The sequence below is a fragment of the Pseudomonas sp. PsB genome (assembly GCF_043658375.1).
Classification (GTDB): domain Bacteria; phylum Pseudomonadota; class Gammaproteobacteria; order Pseudomonadales; family Pseudomonadaceae; genus Aquipseudomonas; species Aquipseudomonas putida_Z.
Genome location: NZ_JBIGLU010000010.1, coordinates 36,920 through 53,254 on the forward strand (window position 1 = coordinate 36,920; position 16,335 = coordinate 53,254).

The 16,335-nt window shown below is 66.9% G+C and carries 12 protein-coding genes; all 12 read right to left on the reverse strand.

The window, feature by feature from the left end:
* Nucleotides 1-131: 131 nt before the first annotated feature.
* The 12 genes from ACGLHT_RS14415 to ACGLHT_RS14470 all read right to left on the reverse strand — a co-directional run bounded on the left by ACGLHT_RS14415 (nt 132) and on the right by ACGLHT_RS14470 (nt 16,278).
* Nucleotides 132-833 (reverse strand): NAD(P)H-dependent oxidoreductase, encoded by a 702-nt coding sequence (locus ACGLHT_RS14415; protein WP_025338748.1) that lies wholly within the window; start codon nt 831-833, stop codon nt 132-134.
* Nucleotides 834-876: 43 nt separating this feature from the next.
* A complete protein-coding gene (locus ACGLHT_RS14420) occupies nt 877-2,292 on the reverse strand; it encodes an aldehyde dehydrogenase family protein (RefSeq protein WP_274120769.1) in 1,416 nt (471 codons plus the stop codon).
* Complete coding sequence (locus ACGLHT_RS14425; protein ID WP_075044929.1) at nt 2,285-3,475, reverse strand: pyridoxal phosphate-dependent aminotransferase; 1,191 nt, start codon at nt 3,473-3,475, stop codon at nt 2,285-2,287. The genes ACGLHT_RS14420 and ACGLHT_RS14425 overlap by 8 nt, the downstream gene beginning before the upstream one ends.
* A 24-nt stretch (nt 3,476-3,499) precedes the next feature.
* Nucleotides 3,500-4,729: an alanine racemase gene (alr, locus tag ACGLHT_RS14430; protein ID WP_238066490.1), complete on the reverse strand. Its 1,230-nt coding sequence runs from the start codon at nt 4,727-4,729 to the stop codon at nt 3,500-3,502.
* A 34-nt stretch (nt 4,730-4,763) separates the two neighbouring features.
* Nucleotides 4,764-6,371 (reverse strand): 5-guanidino-2-oxopentanoate decarboxylase, encoded by a 1,608-nt coding sequence (locus ACGLHT_RS14435; RefSeq protein WP_274120768.1) that lies wholly within the window; start codon nt 6,369-6,371, stop codon nt 4,764-4,766.
* Entirely contained in the window at nt 6,364-8,481 is a 2,118-nt protein-coding gene (locus ACGLHT_RS14440; RefSeq protein WP_274120767.1) for an acetate--CoA ligase family protein, read from the reverse strand. Before ACGLHT_RS14440 ends, ACGLHT_RS14435 begins: the two co-directional genes overlap by 8 nt.
* A gap of 17 nt (nt 8,482-8,498) precedes the next feature.
* Nucleotides 8,499-9,659 (reverse strand): acyl-CoA dehydrogenase family protein, encoded by a 1,161-nt coding sequence (locus tag ACGLHT_RS14445; protein ID WP_015270769.1) that lies wholly within the window; start codon nt 9,657-9,659, stop codon nt 8,499-8,501.
* 33 nt (nt 9,660-9,692) lie between these two features.
* Nucleotides 9,693-10,484 carry an enoyl-CoA hydratase/isomerase family protein gene (locus ACGLHT_RS14450; protein ID WP_274120766.1) on the reverse strand — a complete coding sequence of 264 codons (792 nt, stop codon included), beginning with the start codon at nt 10,482-10,484 and terminating at the stop codon, nt 9,693-9,695.
* 431 nt (nt 10,485-10,915) lie between these two features.
* Nucleotides 10,916-12,322 (reverse strand): amino acid permease, encoded by a 1,407-nt coding sequence (locus ACGLHT_RS14455; RefSeq protein ID WP_274120765.1) that lies wholly within the window; start codon nt 12,320-12,322, stop codon nt 10,916-10,918.
* A 217-nt stretch (nt 12,323-12,539) separates the two neighbouring features.
* Entirely contained in the window at nt 12,540-14,792 is a 2,253-nt protein-coding gene (locus ACGLHT_RS14460) for an ATP-binding protein (protein WP_274120764.1), read from the reverse strand.
* On the reverse strand, nt 14,789-15,565 hold the full coding sequence (locus ACGLHT_RS14465; protein WP_274079145.1) for an ABC transporter substrate-binding protein: 777 nt from the start codon (nt 15,563-15,565) through the stop codon (nt 14,789-14,791). Before ACGLHT_RS14465 ends, ACGLHT_RS14460 begins: the two co-directional genes overlap by 4 nt.
* On the reverse strand, nt 15,562-16,278 hold the full coding sequence (locus ACGLHT_RS14470; RefSeq protein ID WP_012271826.1) for a response regulator: 717 nt from the start codon (nt 16,276-16,278) through the stop codon (nt 15,562-15,564). Before ACGLHT_RS14470 ends, ACGLHT_RS14465 begins: the two co-directional genes overlap by 4 nt.
* Nucleotides 16,279-16,335 lie beyond the last annotated feature (57 nt).

Genomic DNA, 16,335 nt, shown 5'->3' on the forward strand with positions numbered 1-16,335 from the left:
CGACAGAATTCTGGGGCTGCTTTGCAGCCCTTTCGCGACACAAGGCCGCTCCTACAGGGTGCGCGGATCCTGTAGGAGCGGCCTTGTGTCGCGATGGGCCGCAACGCGGCCCCAGTGGTTCGAGCAAAAGCTCACGCCAGCGGATACAACGCCTCATCAAACTGCTCAAGGCGCGGGAACACCAAAGGCTGGTCGTCCGAGAGCTGCTCCAGGCGCTGCCGGTACTGCTGCAAAAACGCCTGCCGCGCCTCGTCACTGATGTACGGCACATGCCAGGCCACGAACGGCGGCAGTACCTCGAACCCCACGTAGGCCAGCGTGCCGCGCAAGATCGGCCGCAGCATGTCTTCCAGCGGCCCATGAATCGCCCCGTCGCCAAACATGTGCTCGCGCCCGCCCAGGGTCACGGTCACCAGCGCTTTCTTGCCCGCCAACCCGCCCTGGTCGTAGAAGCGCTTGCCGCCATAGCACACCCCCGACACCAGCACCCGGTCGATCCAGCCCTTGAGCATGGCCGGCGCCGAGAACCAGAAGATCGGGAAGTTCAGCACCAGCAAGTCGGCCCACAGCAGCTTGTCCAGCTCCTGCTGGATATCCGCGGCAATGGCACCACGCTTCACCCCCTGGCGCTGCTCCAGGGCATACACCAAGTACTCGGGGTTTTCGCGCTGGCTGAAGTCATCGGCACTGGCCACCGGGTTCCAGCCCATGGCGTACAGGTCGCTGACCTGCACCTGGTGGCCCTGGGCGCGGAAGGTTTCCACGGCCTGGTCACGCAGGGCAGCAGTGAACGATTGCGGCTCGGGGTGAGCGTGGACGATCAGTACATTCACAAACATTCTCCTCACACAAAACAGGTTGTCTTCCAGCTGTGGCTCAACACTGCACCGCTTTCACCTCGACGAACTCCGCCAGGCCCTCCTCGCCCCACTCGCGCCCGTTGCCCGACTGTTTGTAGCCACCAAACGGTGCCTGGTAGTTGAACCCGCCACCGTTGATGAAGCACTGCCCGGCGCGTATCTGCCGCGCCAGGGCCAGGCCGTGCTCGCGGCTACCGGCCCACACCGCGCTGGACAGGCCGAACGGCGAATCGTTGGCCAGGGCCAGCGCCTGGGCCTCGTCGGCATAGGGGATCAGGCACAGCACCGGGCCGAAGATTTCCTCCTGGGCGATGCGCATGCGGTTGTCGACATCGGCGAACAACGTCGGCGCCACGTAGAAGCCGCGCTCGAAGCCGGCCGGCGTATCACCGCCGCACAGCAGGCGCGCGCCCTCTTCCTGCCCCAGGCGAATGTAGTCGAGCACGGTGCGCCGCTGGCCTGCCGAACACATCGGCCCGAGGAAGCTGGCCGGGTCACGCGGGTCGCCCATGACCAGCGCACGGGTCTCGGCCTCGGCAATCTCCAGCGCCTCGGCGTAGCGGCTGGCCGGCAGCAGCATGCGGGTCAGGGCCGTGCAGGTCTGCCCCGAGTTGATCATCACGTCCTGCACGCCATGGCGCACCGCCGCGTGCAGGTCGGCGTCGGCGGTGATCAGCAGCGGCGACTTGCCACCCAGCTCCAGGCACACCCGCTTCACCGTCGGCGCGGCCGCCTGGGCCACGCGCACCCCGGCGCCGGTGGAGCCGGTGAACGACACCATGTCCACCTGCGGGTGCCGGGCCAGGGCCTCGCCAACCTTGGCCCCCGGCCCGCTGACCAGGTTGAACACCCCGGCCGGCAGGCCGATGGCCTCGATCATCTCGGCCAGCAGGAACGCATGCAGCGGTGTTTCCTGGCTGGGCTTGACCACCACCGTGCAGCCGGCGGCCAGAGCTGGCGCCAGCTTGCCGATCATCTGGTGCAGCGGGTAGTTCCACGGGTTGATGAACGCGCACACGCCAACGGCTTCGCGGTACACCAGCGAGTTGCCGACTTCGCGCACCTCATCCATCAGCCCGGCCAGTTCGGCGTACTGCTCCAGCCCGGCAATCGGGCCCTTGACCTGTACCGCCTGGCACCACTGCACCGGCATGCCCAGCTCATCGGTGATGAGCGAGGCCATTTCCGCGGCGCGGCTCTTCAGCTGTGCGGCCAGCGCCGTTATGTACCCGGCGCGTACGCTGGACGGTGTGCGCGACCAGCCATCGAAGGCCCGCCGCGCAGCCATCACCGCCCGTTCGACATCGGCCTCGGCGCCCAGCGGCACGCGGCCGATGGCCTGTTCGGTGGCCGGGTCGATCACCTCGGCCATGCCCTGCCCGCTCGGTACCTGCCAGGCGCCGTCGATGTACAGCCGCGCATACTCACGCATGGGCCTGCCCCTGCATCAGTGCGGCGGCGCAGCGGGCGATGCGCCGGCAAGCGTCGGCCAAGGCCTCGTTACCCAATACCAGGCCCAGGCGGATATGCCCGGCAGCGCTGGGGCCGAAGGCTTCGCCGGCGAGCACCGACACACCCTGGCTGTCGAGCAGGCGATCGGCGAAGGCCTGGGCGCTGAGGCCGGTCTCGCGGATGTCGACCATCACGAACATACCGCCATCGGGCTTGAGCACCTTGATGCCCGGGCAGTCGGCCAACTGCTCGCACACTAGGTCGCGACGCTGGCGATAGGCTTCGCGCATGACATCCAGTTCCGGGAGTTGTTGCTCCAGCGCCACCACGGCGGCGTCCTGGATGAAGTCCGGCGAGCCGTACAGCATGCACAGGGCGAGGTTTTCCAGGTGGGTGGCAAGCTCGGTCGAACCGACCACCCAGCCCATCCGCCAACCGGTCATGGCATGCGACTTCGACAGGCTGTTGAGGGTGGCGGTGCGCTCGGCCATGCCCGGCAGGCTGCCAGGGCTGACATGCTCGCCGTCGTACAACAGCTCGCTGTACACCTCATCGGAAATCAGCCACAGGTCGTGGGCGATGCACAGCTCGGCCAGCGCTTCCCAGGTGGCGCGCGGCAGGCTCGCCCCCGAAGGGTTGTGCGGGCTGTTCAGGGCCAGGGCGCGGGTGCGCGGGGTGATGCGCGCGGCCACGTCACGCGGGCACACGCGAAAGCCGTTCTCCGGCTTGACCGGCACCGGCACCACCTTGGCGCCACAGGCCCCGAACACCGCCTCGTAGGTCACGTACATGGGCTCGGCGACAATCACCTCGTCACCCGGGTCGAGCACGCACTGGGCCACGCAGTACAGCGCACATTGGGCCCCCGCCAGCACCGTCACCTGGTCGGCATCGACGGCCTGGCCGCTGCGCTGGCGGTGGCGGTTGGCGATGGCCTGGCGCAGCGCCAGCTTGCCGCGCACATCGGCGTAATGGGTGTGGCCCGCACGCAGGCTGTCGATGGCCGCCTCGACGATCGGCGCGGGGGTGTCGAAGTCCGGGTCACCCACCGACAGCAGCAGGATATCCTTGCCCTCGGCCTGCAGCGCCAGGGCGCGGTAGTGGATGTCCCAGGCCGCGGCCCCGTCGCCGGCGATGCGTTGAGTGAGCTTGGCGTAGCGCATGGCAATCTCCCTTCATTGGCGGTTTCAGTCGACGAGAATCTTCGGGTTGGAACTGCCCCATACGGTGTACAGGTCGGCGAGCAGCGCGCCGTTGATTTCTTCCATTTCGGCCTGGGTGATTTCACCCCCGGCCTGTTTGCCGAACAGCACCACTTCGTTGCCACCTTTCACATCGGGGAAGTCGGTGACATCGACCATCAAGGTGTTCATCGACACCTTGCCCACCACTGGCACTCGGTGGCCGTTGATCAGCACATGGCCCTTGTTGGTGAACACCCGGCGGTAGCCATCGGAGTAACCCACGGTGATGTTGGCCAGGCGCGAATCACGCGCCAGGGTGAAGGTGCGGTCATAGCCGACGGTGTTGCCTGCCGGGTAGCTGTGCACCGCCGCCACGTGCGACTTGAACTGCATGGCACGTTGGTATTCGGTGTGCGTCGGCACGGTGTCGCCGAACAGCGCGCCACCGGTGCGCACCATGTCCAGGCGCGCTTCCGGCACTTCCAGCGTAGCGAAGGAGTTGGCGGCGTGCAGGGTGAGCTTGCTGCGATCAAGTTTCGCGTGCTTGATCAGCCAGTCGGTCTGCTCGTTGAACGCTGCCAGGCCTTTGCGCACATCGTCCTTGTCTTCCACGGCGAAGTGGGTCATCAGCGCGACCAGCTCGAGGTGCTTCTGGTCGGTGATCTGCAGCGCTTCACCCCGGCCGGACCAGGTGGTCATTTCCACGCCGTTGCGGCTCATGCCACTGGAATTGAGCGCCAGATGAATGCGCAGGGTCTTGCCGTGGCGTTCGGCGAGGGCATCGAGCTGGCGGGCGAACTCGGCGCTGCCGACCAGTTCTTCCATGTCGTACTGCAAGGCATCTTCCACTTCGCTGAGGCTGGCCAGGCGCACCCGCACCAGTTGCCCGGTGAAGCCGCTGGCGCGGACCACGCGGGCCTCCTCGTTGCTGGCCACCGCCACGCAAGGCACGCCCTGGGCGATGATCGACGGCATCACCAGGCCGATACCGTGGCCATAGGCGTCGGCCTTGAGCACGGCGCACAGCTTGGACTTGCCGCCCAGCTCGGCCTGCAAGGTACGGATGTTGTGTTGCAGCGCGCCGGCACTGATTTCGACCCAGGCGTTGCTGTTTTGCGCGGTCAGGGCGGCGGTGCCGTTGTCCATCGACAGGGGTGGTGCGGCGTACAGCGGGGCCTGGCCGGTGATCAGCAGAGCGAGGGATGCAGCCAGGAGGGTACGGCGAAATGGCATGGTGGTTTCTCTTGTTGTTCGTGGTGTCTGCCGCTTAGCAGACGCAGGTGTGCTTGAGTTCGATGAAGGTGACGCCGGGGGTGGCGAAACCGCTGGCCAGATCGGCCTGCAGCGCATCCAGATCACGCGGCTGGCGCACCGTGCAACCAAAGGCACGGGCCAGGCCGATGAAGTCCGGATTGCGCGGCAGTACGCCGACCGGCTCGATGTCCAGGTCGAGCATGTCGTCACGGATCTGGCCAAGGGCGTCATTGTTCCACAACAGCACGACCAACGGTCGGTCCAGCTCCTCGACTGCCGTGGCCAGTTCCTGGGCGGTGTAGAGGAAGCCGCCGTCGCCCACCAGCACCAGGCCTGGGCGGTGGTCGCTGGCGAACATGCCGCCGATGCCGGCCGGCAGGCCGTAGCCGAGGGTGCCGTAGCCGGTGGGGTGCAGCCAGCTGCGCGGCGCCCGGCTGGCGAGGGCGTAGTTGCCGGTGTAGGCCAGCTGGGTCATGTCGCTGCTGATGAAGGCATCGTCGGGCAGCACGGCGGCAATGCGGTCGAGGATTGCCTGATGCACGGCCTGCAGCGGCGCATGCCCGCTGCGAATGGCCTGGCGCAGGTTGGCCACTGCTTCGCTGGCCTGGGCCGGGTCACGGTCCAGCGCTGGCAGGTGCTCGAGCAGGCCGGCCAGGGTTAGCCGGGCATCACCGTGCAGGGCGATGGCACAGGGGTAGAAGTCGTTGAACTTGCGCGGGTCGATGTCCACGCGCAGCAGCTCACCGCTGATCGGCAGGCGCTCGCGCCAGAAGTCGGTGTCGGCCATTTCGGTACCCACTGCCAGCACCACATCGGCCTGGCTGATCAGCTGCCAGCCGGGCTCGACGCACAGGCTGGCGCCGGCATTCAGTGGTGCGTCCGCAGGCAGCAGGCCCTTGCCGGCCACGCTGGTGAACAATGGCGCTGCCAGCCGGGTGCTCAGCTGCTGCAGCTGCTCGGCCGCGTGCAATGCCCCACCACCGGCAATGATCATCGGCCGCTTGGCGGCGGCCAGCTTCACGGCGGCCTGGTCGAGGATGTCGCGGCACGGCTGGCCACGCCCGGGGCGGCGCACCACCTCAGCGCTCCAGTCACGGCTGACCGGCGCGGCCAGTACGTCCAGCGGCACCGAGATGTGCACCGGGCGCGGCCGTTCGCTGTCGAACACGGCCCAGGCACGAGCGATCAGCTCGGGCAGGTCGTCGCCGCGCAGGGCCACGGCAGAGAACGCGGTAATCGGCGCGGTCATGGCGCGCTGGTCCTGGGTTTCGTGCAGGCAGCCCCAGCCCTTGCCCAGGCTGGCAGTGTGATTGACGCTGGAAATCACCAGCATCGGGATGGAGTCGGCGTAGGCCTGGCCGATGGCGGTGGCGGCATTGGTCACGCCCGGGCCGGTGATGACGAAGCACACCCCCGGTTTGCCGCTTACCCGTGCATAGCCGTCGGCCATGAAGCCGGCGCCCTGCTCGTGGCGGGTCAGCACGTGGCGGATTCCGCTGCCCGGCAGGCCGCGGTACAGCTCCAGGGTGTGCACGCCGGGGATGCCGAATACCGTCTCTACGCCGTAGTTGGCCAGCAGGCGCACCAACGCCTGGCCGGCGGTCGGGGTGTGCTTATTCATGTCGTTCTCCTTGCGCCTGGCCGAGGCGGATCAGCGCGTCGACCGCGGTGGTGCCGTGGGCACCGACCATCAATGGGTTCACATCCAGCTCCAGCAGTTGCCCGGCGTTTTCGCAGGCGTAGTCGGCCACCGCGCGGATAGCCGCAACCAGTGCGTCGAGGTCGGCGGCCGGGCGGCCACGGAAGCCTTGCAGCAGGCTGGCGCTGCGCAGGCCGAGCAGCGCGCTGCGGATGGCATCGTCGGTGGTCGGCAGCAACAGGCTGACGCTGTCCTTGAGCAACTCGACCAGCACGCCACCGGCACCGATCACCAGGGCCAGGGCGAAGTCGTGCTCGCGCTTGATGCCGACGATCAGTTCGGCCAGCGGCGGCTCGGCCATCGGTTCTAGCAGCACCTGGTCGAACGCTACCTGCGGGGCGTAGGCGGCGATGCGCTGGCGCATCTGCACCAGCGCAACCTCGAGGGCGGCGGCATCGCGCAGGTTCAGCGCCACTGCACCGGCCTCGGTCTTGTGCGGCAGTTGCGCGCTGACCGCCTTCAATACCAGCGGGTAACCGACGCGGGCGGCATCTGCCACAGCGCGCTCGGGTGTGCTCAGCACCCCTGCCGGTACCGGCAGGCCGAAGGCACGCAGGGCTTGCTTGGATTGCCATTCGTCCAGCAGCTGGCCCTCGCCCGCGATGGCCTGCGGGCACAGCGGCACCCGCGTGGCCTCACCCTGTTCCAGCAGCCGCTGGCGGTTGCGCTGGTAGGCGACGATGCGGCCCCAGGCTGCCAGGCCATCCTCCACGCCCTGCAGGGCGGCGATGCCACGCGCGTGCAAACGCTCGCGCGCGCAGGCGGGCAACAGCTCCGGGAATGCCGAGGTGACGAAGCCGATCTTGCCGTGGCGTTCCAATGCATCGCAGTACAGCGCCAGCAGCAGGTCGCATTCCTTGCGTTCGCCGGTGAACGCCGCCGGGTAGTCCAGCACCAGCATGGCCGCGTCGGCTGCGCCGCTCAGGGTGCTGTCGAGCATGCGTTGCAGGGCCGCTGCATCACCCCAGATGGCAGTGGTGAAATCCAGCGGGTTGACCAGGTTGGCATAGGCCGGCAGCACCTCGGCCAACTGCGCCACCTGCCCTTGTGCGAGCTTCGGCAGGAGCAGCTGGTTGCGCTCGGCATAGTCGGCGATCAAGCCGGCATCGCCACCGGAACAAGCCAGGGCGATCAGCTCGCCATTCACCGGCAGGCGGCCACAGGCGGCGGCCTTGAGCGTTTCAACGAAGCTCACCGGGCCACTGACGCGGATCACGCCCAGGCGATGGAACAGGCTGTCGTACAAGGCATCGGAGCCGGACAGCGAGCTGGTGTGGCTGAGCGCCAGTTCGGCGCCGATCTGCGACACGCCGGTCTTCAACGCAATGATCGGCGTGCCCTGTTGCAATGCCTTGCACGCAGCACGGGCGAAGCCCGGCACGTTCTTCAGACCTTCCAGGTGCAGGCCGATGGCGGTTACCCGTGGGTCGTCGAGCAGCACGTCCATCAGCTCGGCCACCCCCAGTTGTGCCTGGTTGCCGACCGAGGCCATGTAGGCCACCGGCAGCGAACGGTCGCTCATCGACAGGTTGTAGGCGAAGTTGCCGCTCTGGGTGAGGATCGCCACGCCCTTCTCCACCTGCTGGCCACCATGGGCCACCGGCCACAGGGCAGCGCCGTGCAGGTAGTCGAGCAGGCCGTAGCAGTTGGGGCCGAGCAAGGCCATGTTGCCGGCGGCGGCGAGCAGGCGCTGCTGCAGCTGGCGGCCCTCTTCGCCACTTTCGGCAAAACCCGAGGCATAGCAGATGGCGCCACCGGCGCCGCGTGCGGCCAGCTCGGCAACGCACTGCAGGGTCAGTTCGCGGTTGGTGGCGATGAACACCGCGTCCGGGGCATGGGGCAAGTCGGCCACCCGCGCCACACAGGGGATACCTTCAAGGCTGTCATGCTGCGGGTTGACCAGCCACAACTCGCCGCCAAAGCCACCTTCGGCGCAGCGCTTGAGCGCCCGCGCCATGCTGCGCCCGCCGACGAAGGCCAGGTGCCGGGGTGCCAGCAGGCGCTTGAGGTTGTCACGAATCGAATGCGACATGGGTGTTCTCCTGGCGTTCAGCGCAGCAGCGGGCGCAGCAGTTCGCGGGCGATGATGTGCCGCTGGATTTCCGAGGTGCCTTCCCAGATGCGCTCGATGCGTGCGTTGCGCCAGATGCGCTCGACCGGCCCTTCATCCATCAGGCCCATGCCGCCGAAGATCTGCACGGCTTCGTCGGCAACCTTGCCCAGCACCTCGCTGGCGAACAGCTTGGCCATGCCGGCCTCGCCGTCGGTCATGCTGCCCTGGTCCATCTTCCAGGCGGTGTGCAGGGTGAGCATTTCCGCAGCGCGAATCTGCGTGGCCATGTCGGCCAGCTTGAACGACACGCCCTGGTAGCTGCCGATGGCCTGGCCGAACTGCTTGCGGTCGGCGGCCCATTGCAGCGACAGGTCGAGGGCACGCTGGGCCTGGCCCACGCAGTTGGCGGCGACCATCACCCGGCCGGCGGTGAGCCAGGCGTTGGCCACCTCCCAGCCCTTGCCGACCTCGCCCAGCACCTTGCTGGCCGGGACCCGGCAGTCGTCGAAGAACAGCTCGTAGGTGTGGTAGCCACGGTTGCTCACGCACTTGGGGCCACGGCGGATGGTCATGCCCGGCGTGCCCCGGTCGACCAGGAAGGCCGTTACCGCGTTGCGCTTGCGCCCGTTGTGCTCGTAGGTGTCGGTGACGGCGAAGACGATGGCGAAATCGGCGTGGCCGGCATGGCTGATGAAGTGCTTGCTGCCGTTGATGACGAAGTCGTCACCCTGGCGCACGGCACGGGTCTTGATGGCGTTGGCATCGGAGCCGGCGCCCGGCTCGGTGAGAGCGAAGCAGTCGATCTTCTCGCCCTGCACGCAGGGCAACAGGTAGTCGTTGATCTGCTCGTCCTTGCAGGCCATGAGGATTTTCGATGGCCGCGCGACGAACACGTGCAGGGCCCAGGACACCTTGGACAGTTCGCGCTCGATCAGCGCCTGGGACAGATAGTCCAGGCCACCGCCGCCGACCTCCTCGGGCATGTTGAAGGCATAGAACCCGGCGGCGATGGCCTTGCCGCGGATCTGCGCAGCCAGCTCGGGCGACACGGCATCGGCGCGGTCCACTGCCTCCTCATGGGGCAGCAGCTCCTTGGCGACAAAGCTGCGTACCGCTTCCACCAACATTTCTTGTTCTTGGGTCAGTTGGAAATTCATCTGCGAAGGTCCTGGTGAGGGTCGGTTATCGGGTTACTGGCCGGTGAAACGGGGGGCGCGGCGTTCCACCGAGGCTTGCAGCGCCTCGGCACCGTCCTGGCTGCGGCCGCACAGCAGGCCGGCCTGGCGCTCGGCCTCCAGCTGCTCGGCCAGGGTGCGTCGCGCGCCGTCGCGGATCAGCCGCTTGGTCTGCGCGTAGGCGAAGGTAGGGCCGTTTGCCAGGCGCCCGGCCAGCTCGGCGGCCACGGCGGGCAGTTGCTCGTCGGCACAGACTTCGCTGACCAGCCCGGCCGCCAGGGCACGTTCGGCACCCCACAGCTCATCGAGGAACAACAGGCGCTTGGCCTGCTCGCTGCCGATCAGCCGTGGCAGGTGCCAGCTGGCCCCGGCATCGGGGCTGTAGCCCATGCTGGTGTAGCCGGCCTTGAAGCGCGCCGAGGCCGCGGCGATGCGCAGGTCGCAGCACAGGCTGAGGTCCATGCCACCGCCCACGGCAGTGCCGTTGATGGCAGCGATGGTGGGCTTGTCGAGGCTGTGCAGGCGCAACATCAGGGCGTGGGCGGTTTCGGTCCAGCCGTAGCTTTCCAGGGTGCCCTGGGCCTCGGCCGCGGCCCATTCGGCCAGGTCGGCACCGGCGCAGAAGCTGCGCCCGCTGCCGGTCAGCACCACCACGCGCACGGCCGGGTCGCTGTTGCAGGTTTCCAGCAGGGCGTGCAGTTGCTTGAGGGTGGGGATGTCCAGCGCGTTGCGCTGCTCGGGGCGGTTGAGGGTGATCCAGGCAACGCCGGCTTCGACCTTGCTCAGCAGTGACGACGGGGTGGTCATGGGGGCCTCGGTGTTGTTGTGATGGTTTTGGGAGGGCTTGATGAGGGAGATACTAAACGAGTGTTCAACAAGGCGGGATGGGCTGTTACAACTTCGCACAACTCGGTTTTTGTTGTTACGCGGTGCTGTTTTGGCATGGCATTTTCGTTGCCTGGGAGATCGAGCGCCGCCCGCGCGGCGCTTCGCAGCACAAGGCTGCTCCTACATCTGTTTCGGGCCAGTTATTCCTGAGACGAAGGCGCGCGGCCCCTTGGCGTCCACCGCGATATCGCGTCGGGCAAACAAGGCGATCGCGTGCGCAGGCACAGGCGTGACTGGCCCGAAACAGATGTAGGAGCAGCCTTGTGCTGCGAAGCGCCGCGCGGGCGGCGCTCGATCTCACAGACAATAAAAATGCTTCGACGAACACTTACAACCAACGACCCACAGCATCAAACCCCTGGCACGCTCGGCTCGAAGGCCCCCTGCCGGCGGCGGTTGACGAAGAAGTACGCCGCGTAGCACAGGGCAATGAAGCCAAAGCCCCAGTACAACGACGGCCGCTGGGTTTCATCCAGCGCCAGGAACACGAACAGCGAGCTGCACAGGGTGATGCACAGCAGCGGCACCAGCGGGTACAGCGGCGCCTTGTACTTCAGGTCCTGCAGTTGCCCACCGTCACGCAGGTAAACCTTGCGGAAGCGGTACTGCGCCAGGGCGATGACGATCCAGGTCACGGTGCCGGACATGCCACTCACCGCCATCAACACCATGAACAGGGTGTCGGCGGCAACGAAACTGGTCATCAGCGAGATCAGCGCAAAGCACAGGGTGATGCTCAGCGCCCGCAACGGCACGCCACGCTTGCTCAGCGGCGACAGGCTTTTCGGCGCCATGCCGCTCTTCGACATGGCCCAGAGGATGCGCGTGGAGGCATACAGCCCGGAGTTGCCCACCGAAAGGATGGCCGTGAGGATGACGAAGTTCATCAGGTCGGCGGCAAAGGGGATGCCGACCATGTCGAACACCTGCACGAACGGGCTTTCCATCAGCCCGGCCTGCTCGAACGGTACGATGGCCGAGAGCACGGCAATCGCCAGCACGTAGAAGATCAGCACGCGGAACACCACGTTGCGCACGGCCCGTGGGATGCTCTTTTCCGGGTGCTCGGTCTCGCCGGCCGCCACCCCCATGATTTCACAGCCCTGGAAGGCATAGACCACGGTCATCATCACCGCGAACACCGCCGACAGGCCATGGGGGAACAGCGACTCGCCCACCAGGTTGTCCAGCATCGGTGCCGGCGCCCCGCTGCTCAGCGGGATGGCGCCGAAGATCACCAGCAGGCCGATGATGATGAAGCCGAGGATGGTCGCCACCTTGATCCCCGAGAACCAGTACTCCGCCTCGCCGAAGGCACGGGTGGCCAGGGCGTTGAGGCCGAACAGCACGACCACGAACAGCGCCGACCAATACCAGATCGGTACCTCGGGGAACCAGCGGGTCATCAGCATGCCGGCGGCGGTGAACTCCAGGCCCACGGTGGTGGCCCAGCTCATCCAGTACACCCAGCCGATCATGAAGCCGGTGGCCGGGCCGATGAACTTGGTGGCGTGGGCCTGGAACGAGCCGGACACCGGCATCTGCACCGACAGCTCGCCCAGGCAGACCATCACCAGGTACATCAGCAAACCCGCGACCAGGTAGGCCAGGATCGCGCCTATCGGGCCGCCCTGGTTGATGGTGACGCCCGAACCCATGAACAGCCCGGTGCCGATCACCCCGCCCAGCGACAGCATGAAGATGTGCCGGCTTTTCAGCGCGCGGGTGAGCTGGATCTTTTCGCGGTTGTCAGTCATGGCGCACCTCGCCTTTGCGGCTGGTGCCAGGCCGCGCGGGGGTGCCTCGCGGTGTGGTAGGAAGGAGGGGCTGAGCGCTACGGCATGTCATTATTCTTGTCTCCAATAAGCCTCATGGACCGCGTGCAACACGGTTGCCATGGATTATTGGAAACGGATGTAAGGTGCCGTTGTACGAACGGATCGAAGATGTAAAAAGTCGTAAGTTTTTTGTACGTCAGCTCTGGATCAGCTGTCCCAGGGTGACGCGGGCCTGGGCAAGCTCGGTGGCCAGCGGCGCGCCGAGCGCTTTCAATGCCTGTTCGTCATGCTGCCGGGCAGCGTCCTCAAGGCGTCGCAACAACGCAGCCAGGCCAGAAAAACCCAGGGAGTCGCAACTGCCGGCCAGGCGGTGGGCCAGGTGCAGCACTTCGGTAAAGTCCTGGGCCGGCAGCGCCTCGGCCAACGCCGTGGCGTGCTGCTCCAGCGACTGGCGCAACACCTTCAACAGGCCTTGCAGCTTCTGTTCACCCAGCAGCGAGCGGTGGGTGTCCAGCAATGACCAGTCCATTGTCGCGTCGACGCCGGCCACTTCAGCGGGCGCCGCTTCGGCCAGCGCCCGGCGCAGGTTGTCCAGCCGCAGGGGTTTGGCCAGCACTCCCTGCATGCCGGCATCCAGGTACCCTGGCACTTGCCCCGGTTGCACGCCAGCCGTCAGTGCCAGAACCCGGCTGTGGCGGTTCGGCCCGGGCGTGGCACGCAGTTGCCGGCACAGCTCCACCCCGCTCATGCCGGGCAGGTGCACATCGAGCAGGATCAGGTCGAAGCGCCGCTGTGCGCAGGCCAGCAGGGCTTGCCCGGCGTCCTCGGCAAAGCTCACCCGGTGGCCATCGCGCAGCAGCAACCCACCGGCCACCTCGCGGTTCAATGCCACATCCTCGACTACCAGGATATCCAGGCTGGCCAGGGGCGAAGGGGCTGGTGAACTGGCCTGCACTGGCTGCCCGCGGGCCATGTCGAGTTCGAACCAGAAGCGACTGCCCTGCCCCTGCACGCTGTCCAGGCCAATGCAGCCCCCCAGTTTTTCCACCAGGTGCTTGCAGATCGCCAGGCCCAGGCCGGTGCCGCCGTAGCGCCGGGCCACCGCCTCGCTGGCCTGGACGAAGCGGTCGAAGACCCTGGCCTGCACAGCCGGCTCGATGCCGATGCCATTGTCGCTGACCGACACCCGCACGCGCTGCGAGCCCTGGTCACTGGCCAGTACTTGCACCGCAAGCTGCACCTGGCCGTGTTCGGTGAACTTGATGGCGTTGGCCAGCAGGTTGCTGAGCACCTGGCGCAGGTACTGTTCGGCACCGTGCTGGTACTCGGCCAATTGCTCGTCGATGTGCAGCTGCAGGGCGTCGCCATTGTCCCTGGCCATGGGTTCGAGCAGCGCCAGCACTTCCTGGCACAACTGGCGTAGCGAAAAACCGACCAGCTCGGCGCGGCTCTCGCCCTCCTCGAGCCGGGCGAAATACAGCACTTCGTTGAGAATCGCCAGCAGCCCCTCGCCGGCCTTGTACAAGGCCTCGACGCGCTGGCGGTCGGCCGCCTCCAGCCGGCCACCGCGCAGCAGCTCGGCCATGCCGAGAATGCCGTTGAGCGGGGTACGCAGCTCATGGCTCATGGTCGCCAGGAAGCGTGATTTGGCCAGGTTGGCAGCTTCGGCCTCGTCCTTGGCCCGGGCCAGGCTGGCGGTGCGCCGCTCGACCATGGCCTGCAGTTCGTCGCGCTTGTCCTGCAGCGCCAGGCGGTCGCGCTCGCGGCGCTCGATGTCGCTGAGGATGGCGCGGCGCATGTCATCCAGGGCATTGGCCACGGTGTCGATCTCGTCCGGGCGCGTCGAGGTGCGGCGCCCCAGGCGCAACGGTTCCTGCCAGTGGCCGGCGCCAATACGCCGGGCGAACTCGGCCATCACTTGCAGGTGGCGGGTGACCAGGCGGTAGAACAGCCCCGACAGCGCCACCGCCAGGCCACACAGGAACACGCCCATCCACAGCAGGCTGGCAAGGCCAGTGGCATACAGCCGCCTGTGTACCGCGCCCAGGTCGATGCTCACTTCCAGCTCGCCCAAATGCCTGGCCGGCCCCGAGGGCGGCTGGTAATCGAGGGGGAAGCGTTCGATGCGCAGCGGCCCCTTGGGCTCGGCGGCGCCGCGCAGCAGCTGGAAATCGTCGCTGACCAGGCGCACCCGGGCAACATCGGAAAAGTCCACCAGACCGCGCAGTTGTGTATCCAGCTGTGCCTCGTCCAGGTCCCACAGGCTGCGCTCCAGGCTGGCCAGGTAACCGGCGCGGATCAACGCCATGCGCGCCTCGATATCGCGCATCTCGCGGCGGTACTCGAAATACAGCTGCACCGAGCTGGCCAGCACGGTGAAGCACAGGCTGAACAGCAGGATGAACAGCAGCAGGCGGCGCAGCAAGCCATCGGTGCGCAGGCGGATCATCGGGAGTCCGCCGGCAGGTTGACCATGTCCCGGTAGGTCACTTCGCTTTGCTCCAGCCAGCGCTCGATCTCGCCGGCCTGGTTCATGCGCAGCAACTGCGCGTCGATTTCGTCCATATGCTGGCTCAAGGGCGATTGCCGTGATATCGCAACGCGCAGGTAGTCCACGCTCAGGGCCGTGGGCAATACGCGGATGTCCTGCGCCCCGGGCAGGTTTTCGATGAACAGCTGGCCGGTGCGCCGCTCCTGGATCACGTAGTCGATGCGCCCACGGATCAGCTTTCCGAAGTTCTGCTGGCTGGACGACACCCGTTCGATGTTCTGGTGGCGGGCGACGAAGCGGTCGAAATCGGCGCCGTAGCTTTCGCCGTACAGCAGGCCGCCGCGGTAGCTGGCCAGGTTCTCCAGGCGCTGGAACTGCACTGGCCGCAGGCGGTTGTAGAACACCGCCACTTCCTCACGCACCACCGGCACCGTGGAAAAGCGCATGCGTTGGTCACGCTGGTCGCTGTTGTAGGCCAGCACCACGTCCACCCGCCCGGCGGCGGCGTCCATCAGGCAGCGCTTCCAGTTGCCCAGCACCACGGTCTGCACTTCGTAGCCCATGCGCGCGAACAGCTCTCGCACCACGGTGGGGGCCAGGCCACGCACCTGGTGGCCGTCACTCCAGGAAATCGGCGGGTACACCGGGTAGTCGCAATAGCGCACCGGCTGCCGTGCACTGGCCTGCACGGCGAACAATGCCAAGGCCAGCACCCAGGCGCTGCGGGTCATGCCGCCACGCTGGCGGTGAACAGGTAGCCGGTGCCGTGGATGGTGATGATCAGCTGGGGCTCGGCCGGGTCGTCGTGCAGCTTGCGCCGCAGGCGGCCGACCAGCACGTCGATGGAGCGGTCGTTGGGCACCCACTCGCGGTTGCGGATCTGGTCCATCAACTGGTCGCGGCTGAGGGTGTGGCCGCTGTTGCGCAGGAACACGCTGAGCAACTGGAACTCGCCATGGGTCAGCAGGGTTTGCCCGCCACGGGCGTCGATCAGGCGCCGGCGGTCGGTGTCCAGCGCCCAGTCGGCGAACTGCTTCAGCGATTGCGCGCAGGCCGGCGCCGGGTGCACCTCGCGGGCATGGCGCACGCGGCGGATCAGGTTCTTGGCGCGGGATACCAGTTCGCGGGGGTTGAGCGGCTTGATCACGTAGTCGTCGGCGCCGCATTCCAGGCCGACGATACGGTCGATGTCGTCGTTGCGGCCGGTGATGAGGATGATGCCGACCTCCGAACGTACCCGCAGCTCGCGGGTCAGGGTGAGGCCGTCCTTGCCCGGCAGGCGGATGTCCAGCAGCACCAGGTCGACATCCTGGCTGCCGAGCAGGGCTTCGGCCTTTTCCGCGGTGTCGGCGCAGTGCACGTCATAGCCTTCCTGGGACAGATAGGCCTGCAGCAAGTCACGAATAAGCGGATCGTCATCGACGATCAATACCCGAGGCGTCATTGCGTGTCGTCTCTTTTTTTTATTGGTTTGTTCTACACACTCGCGACAGCAGCGTAC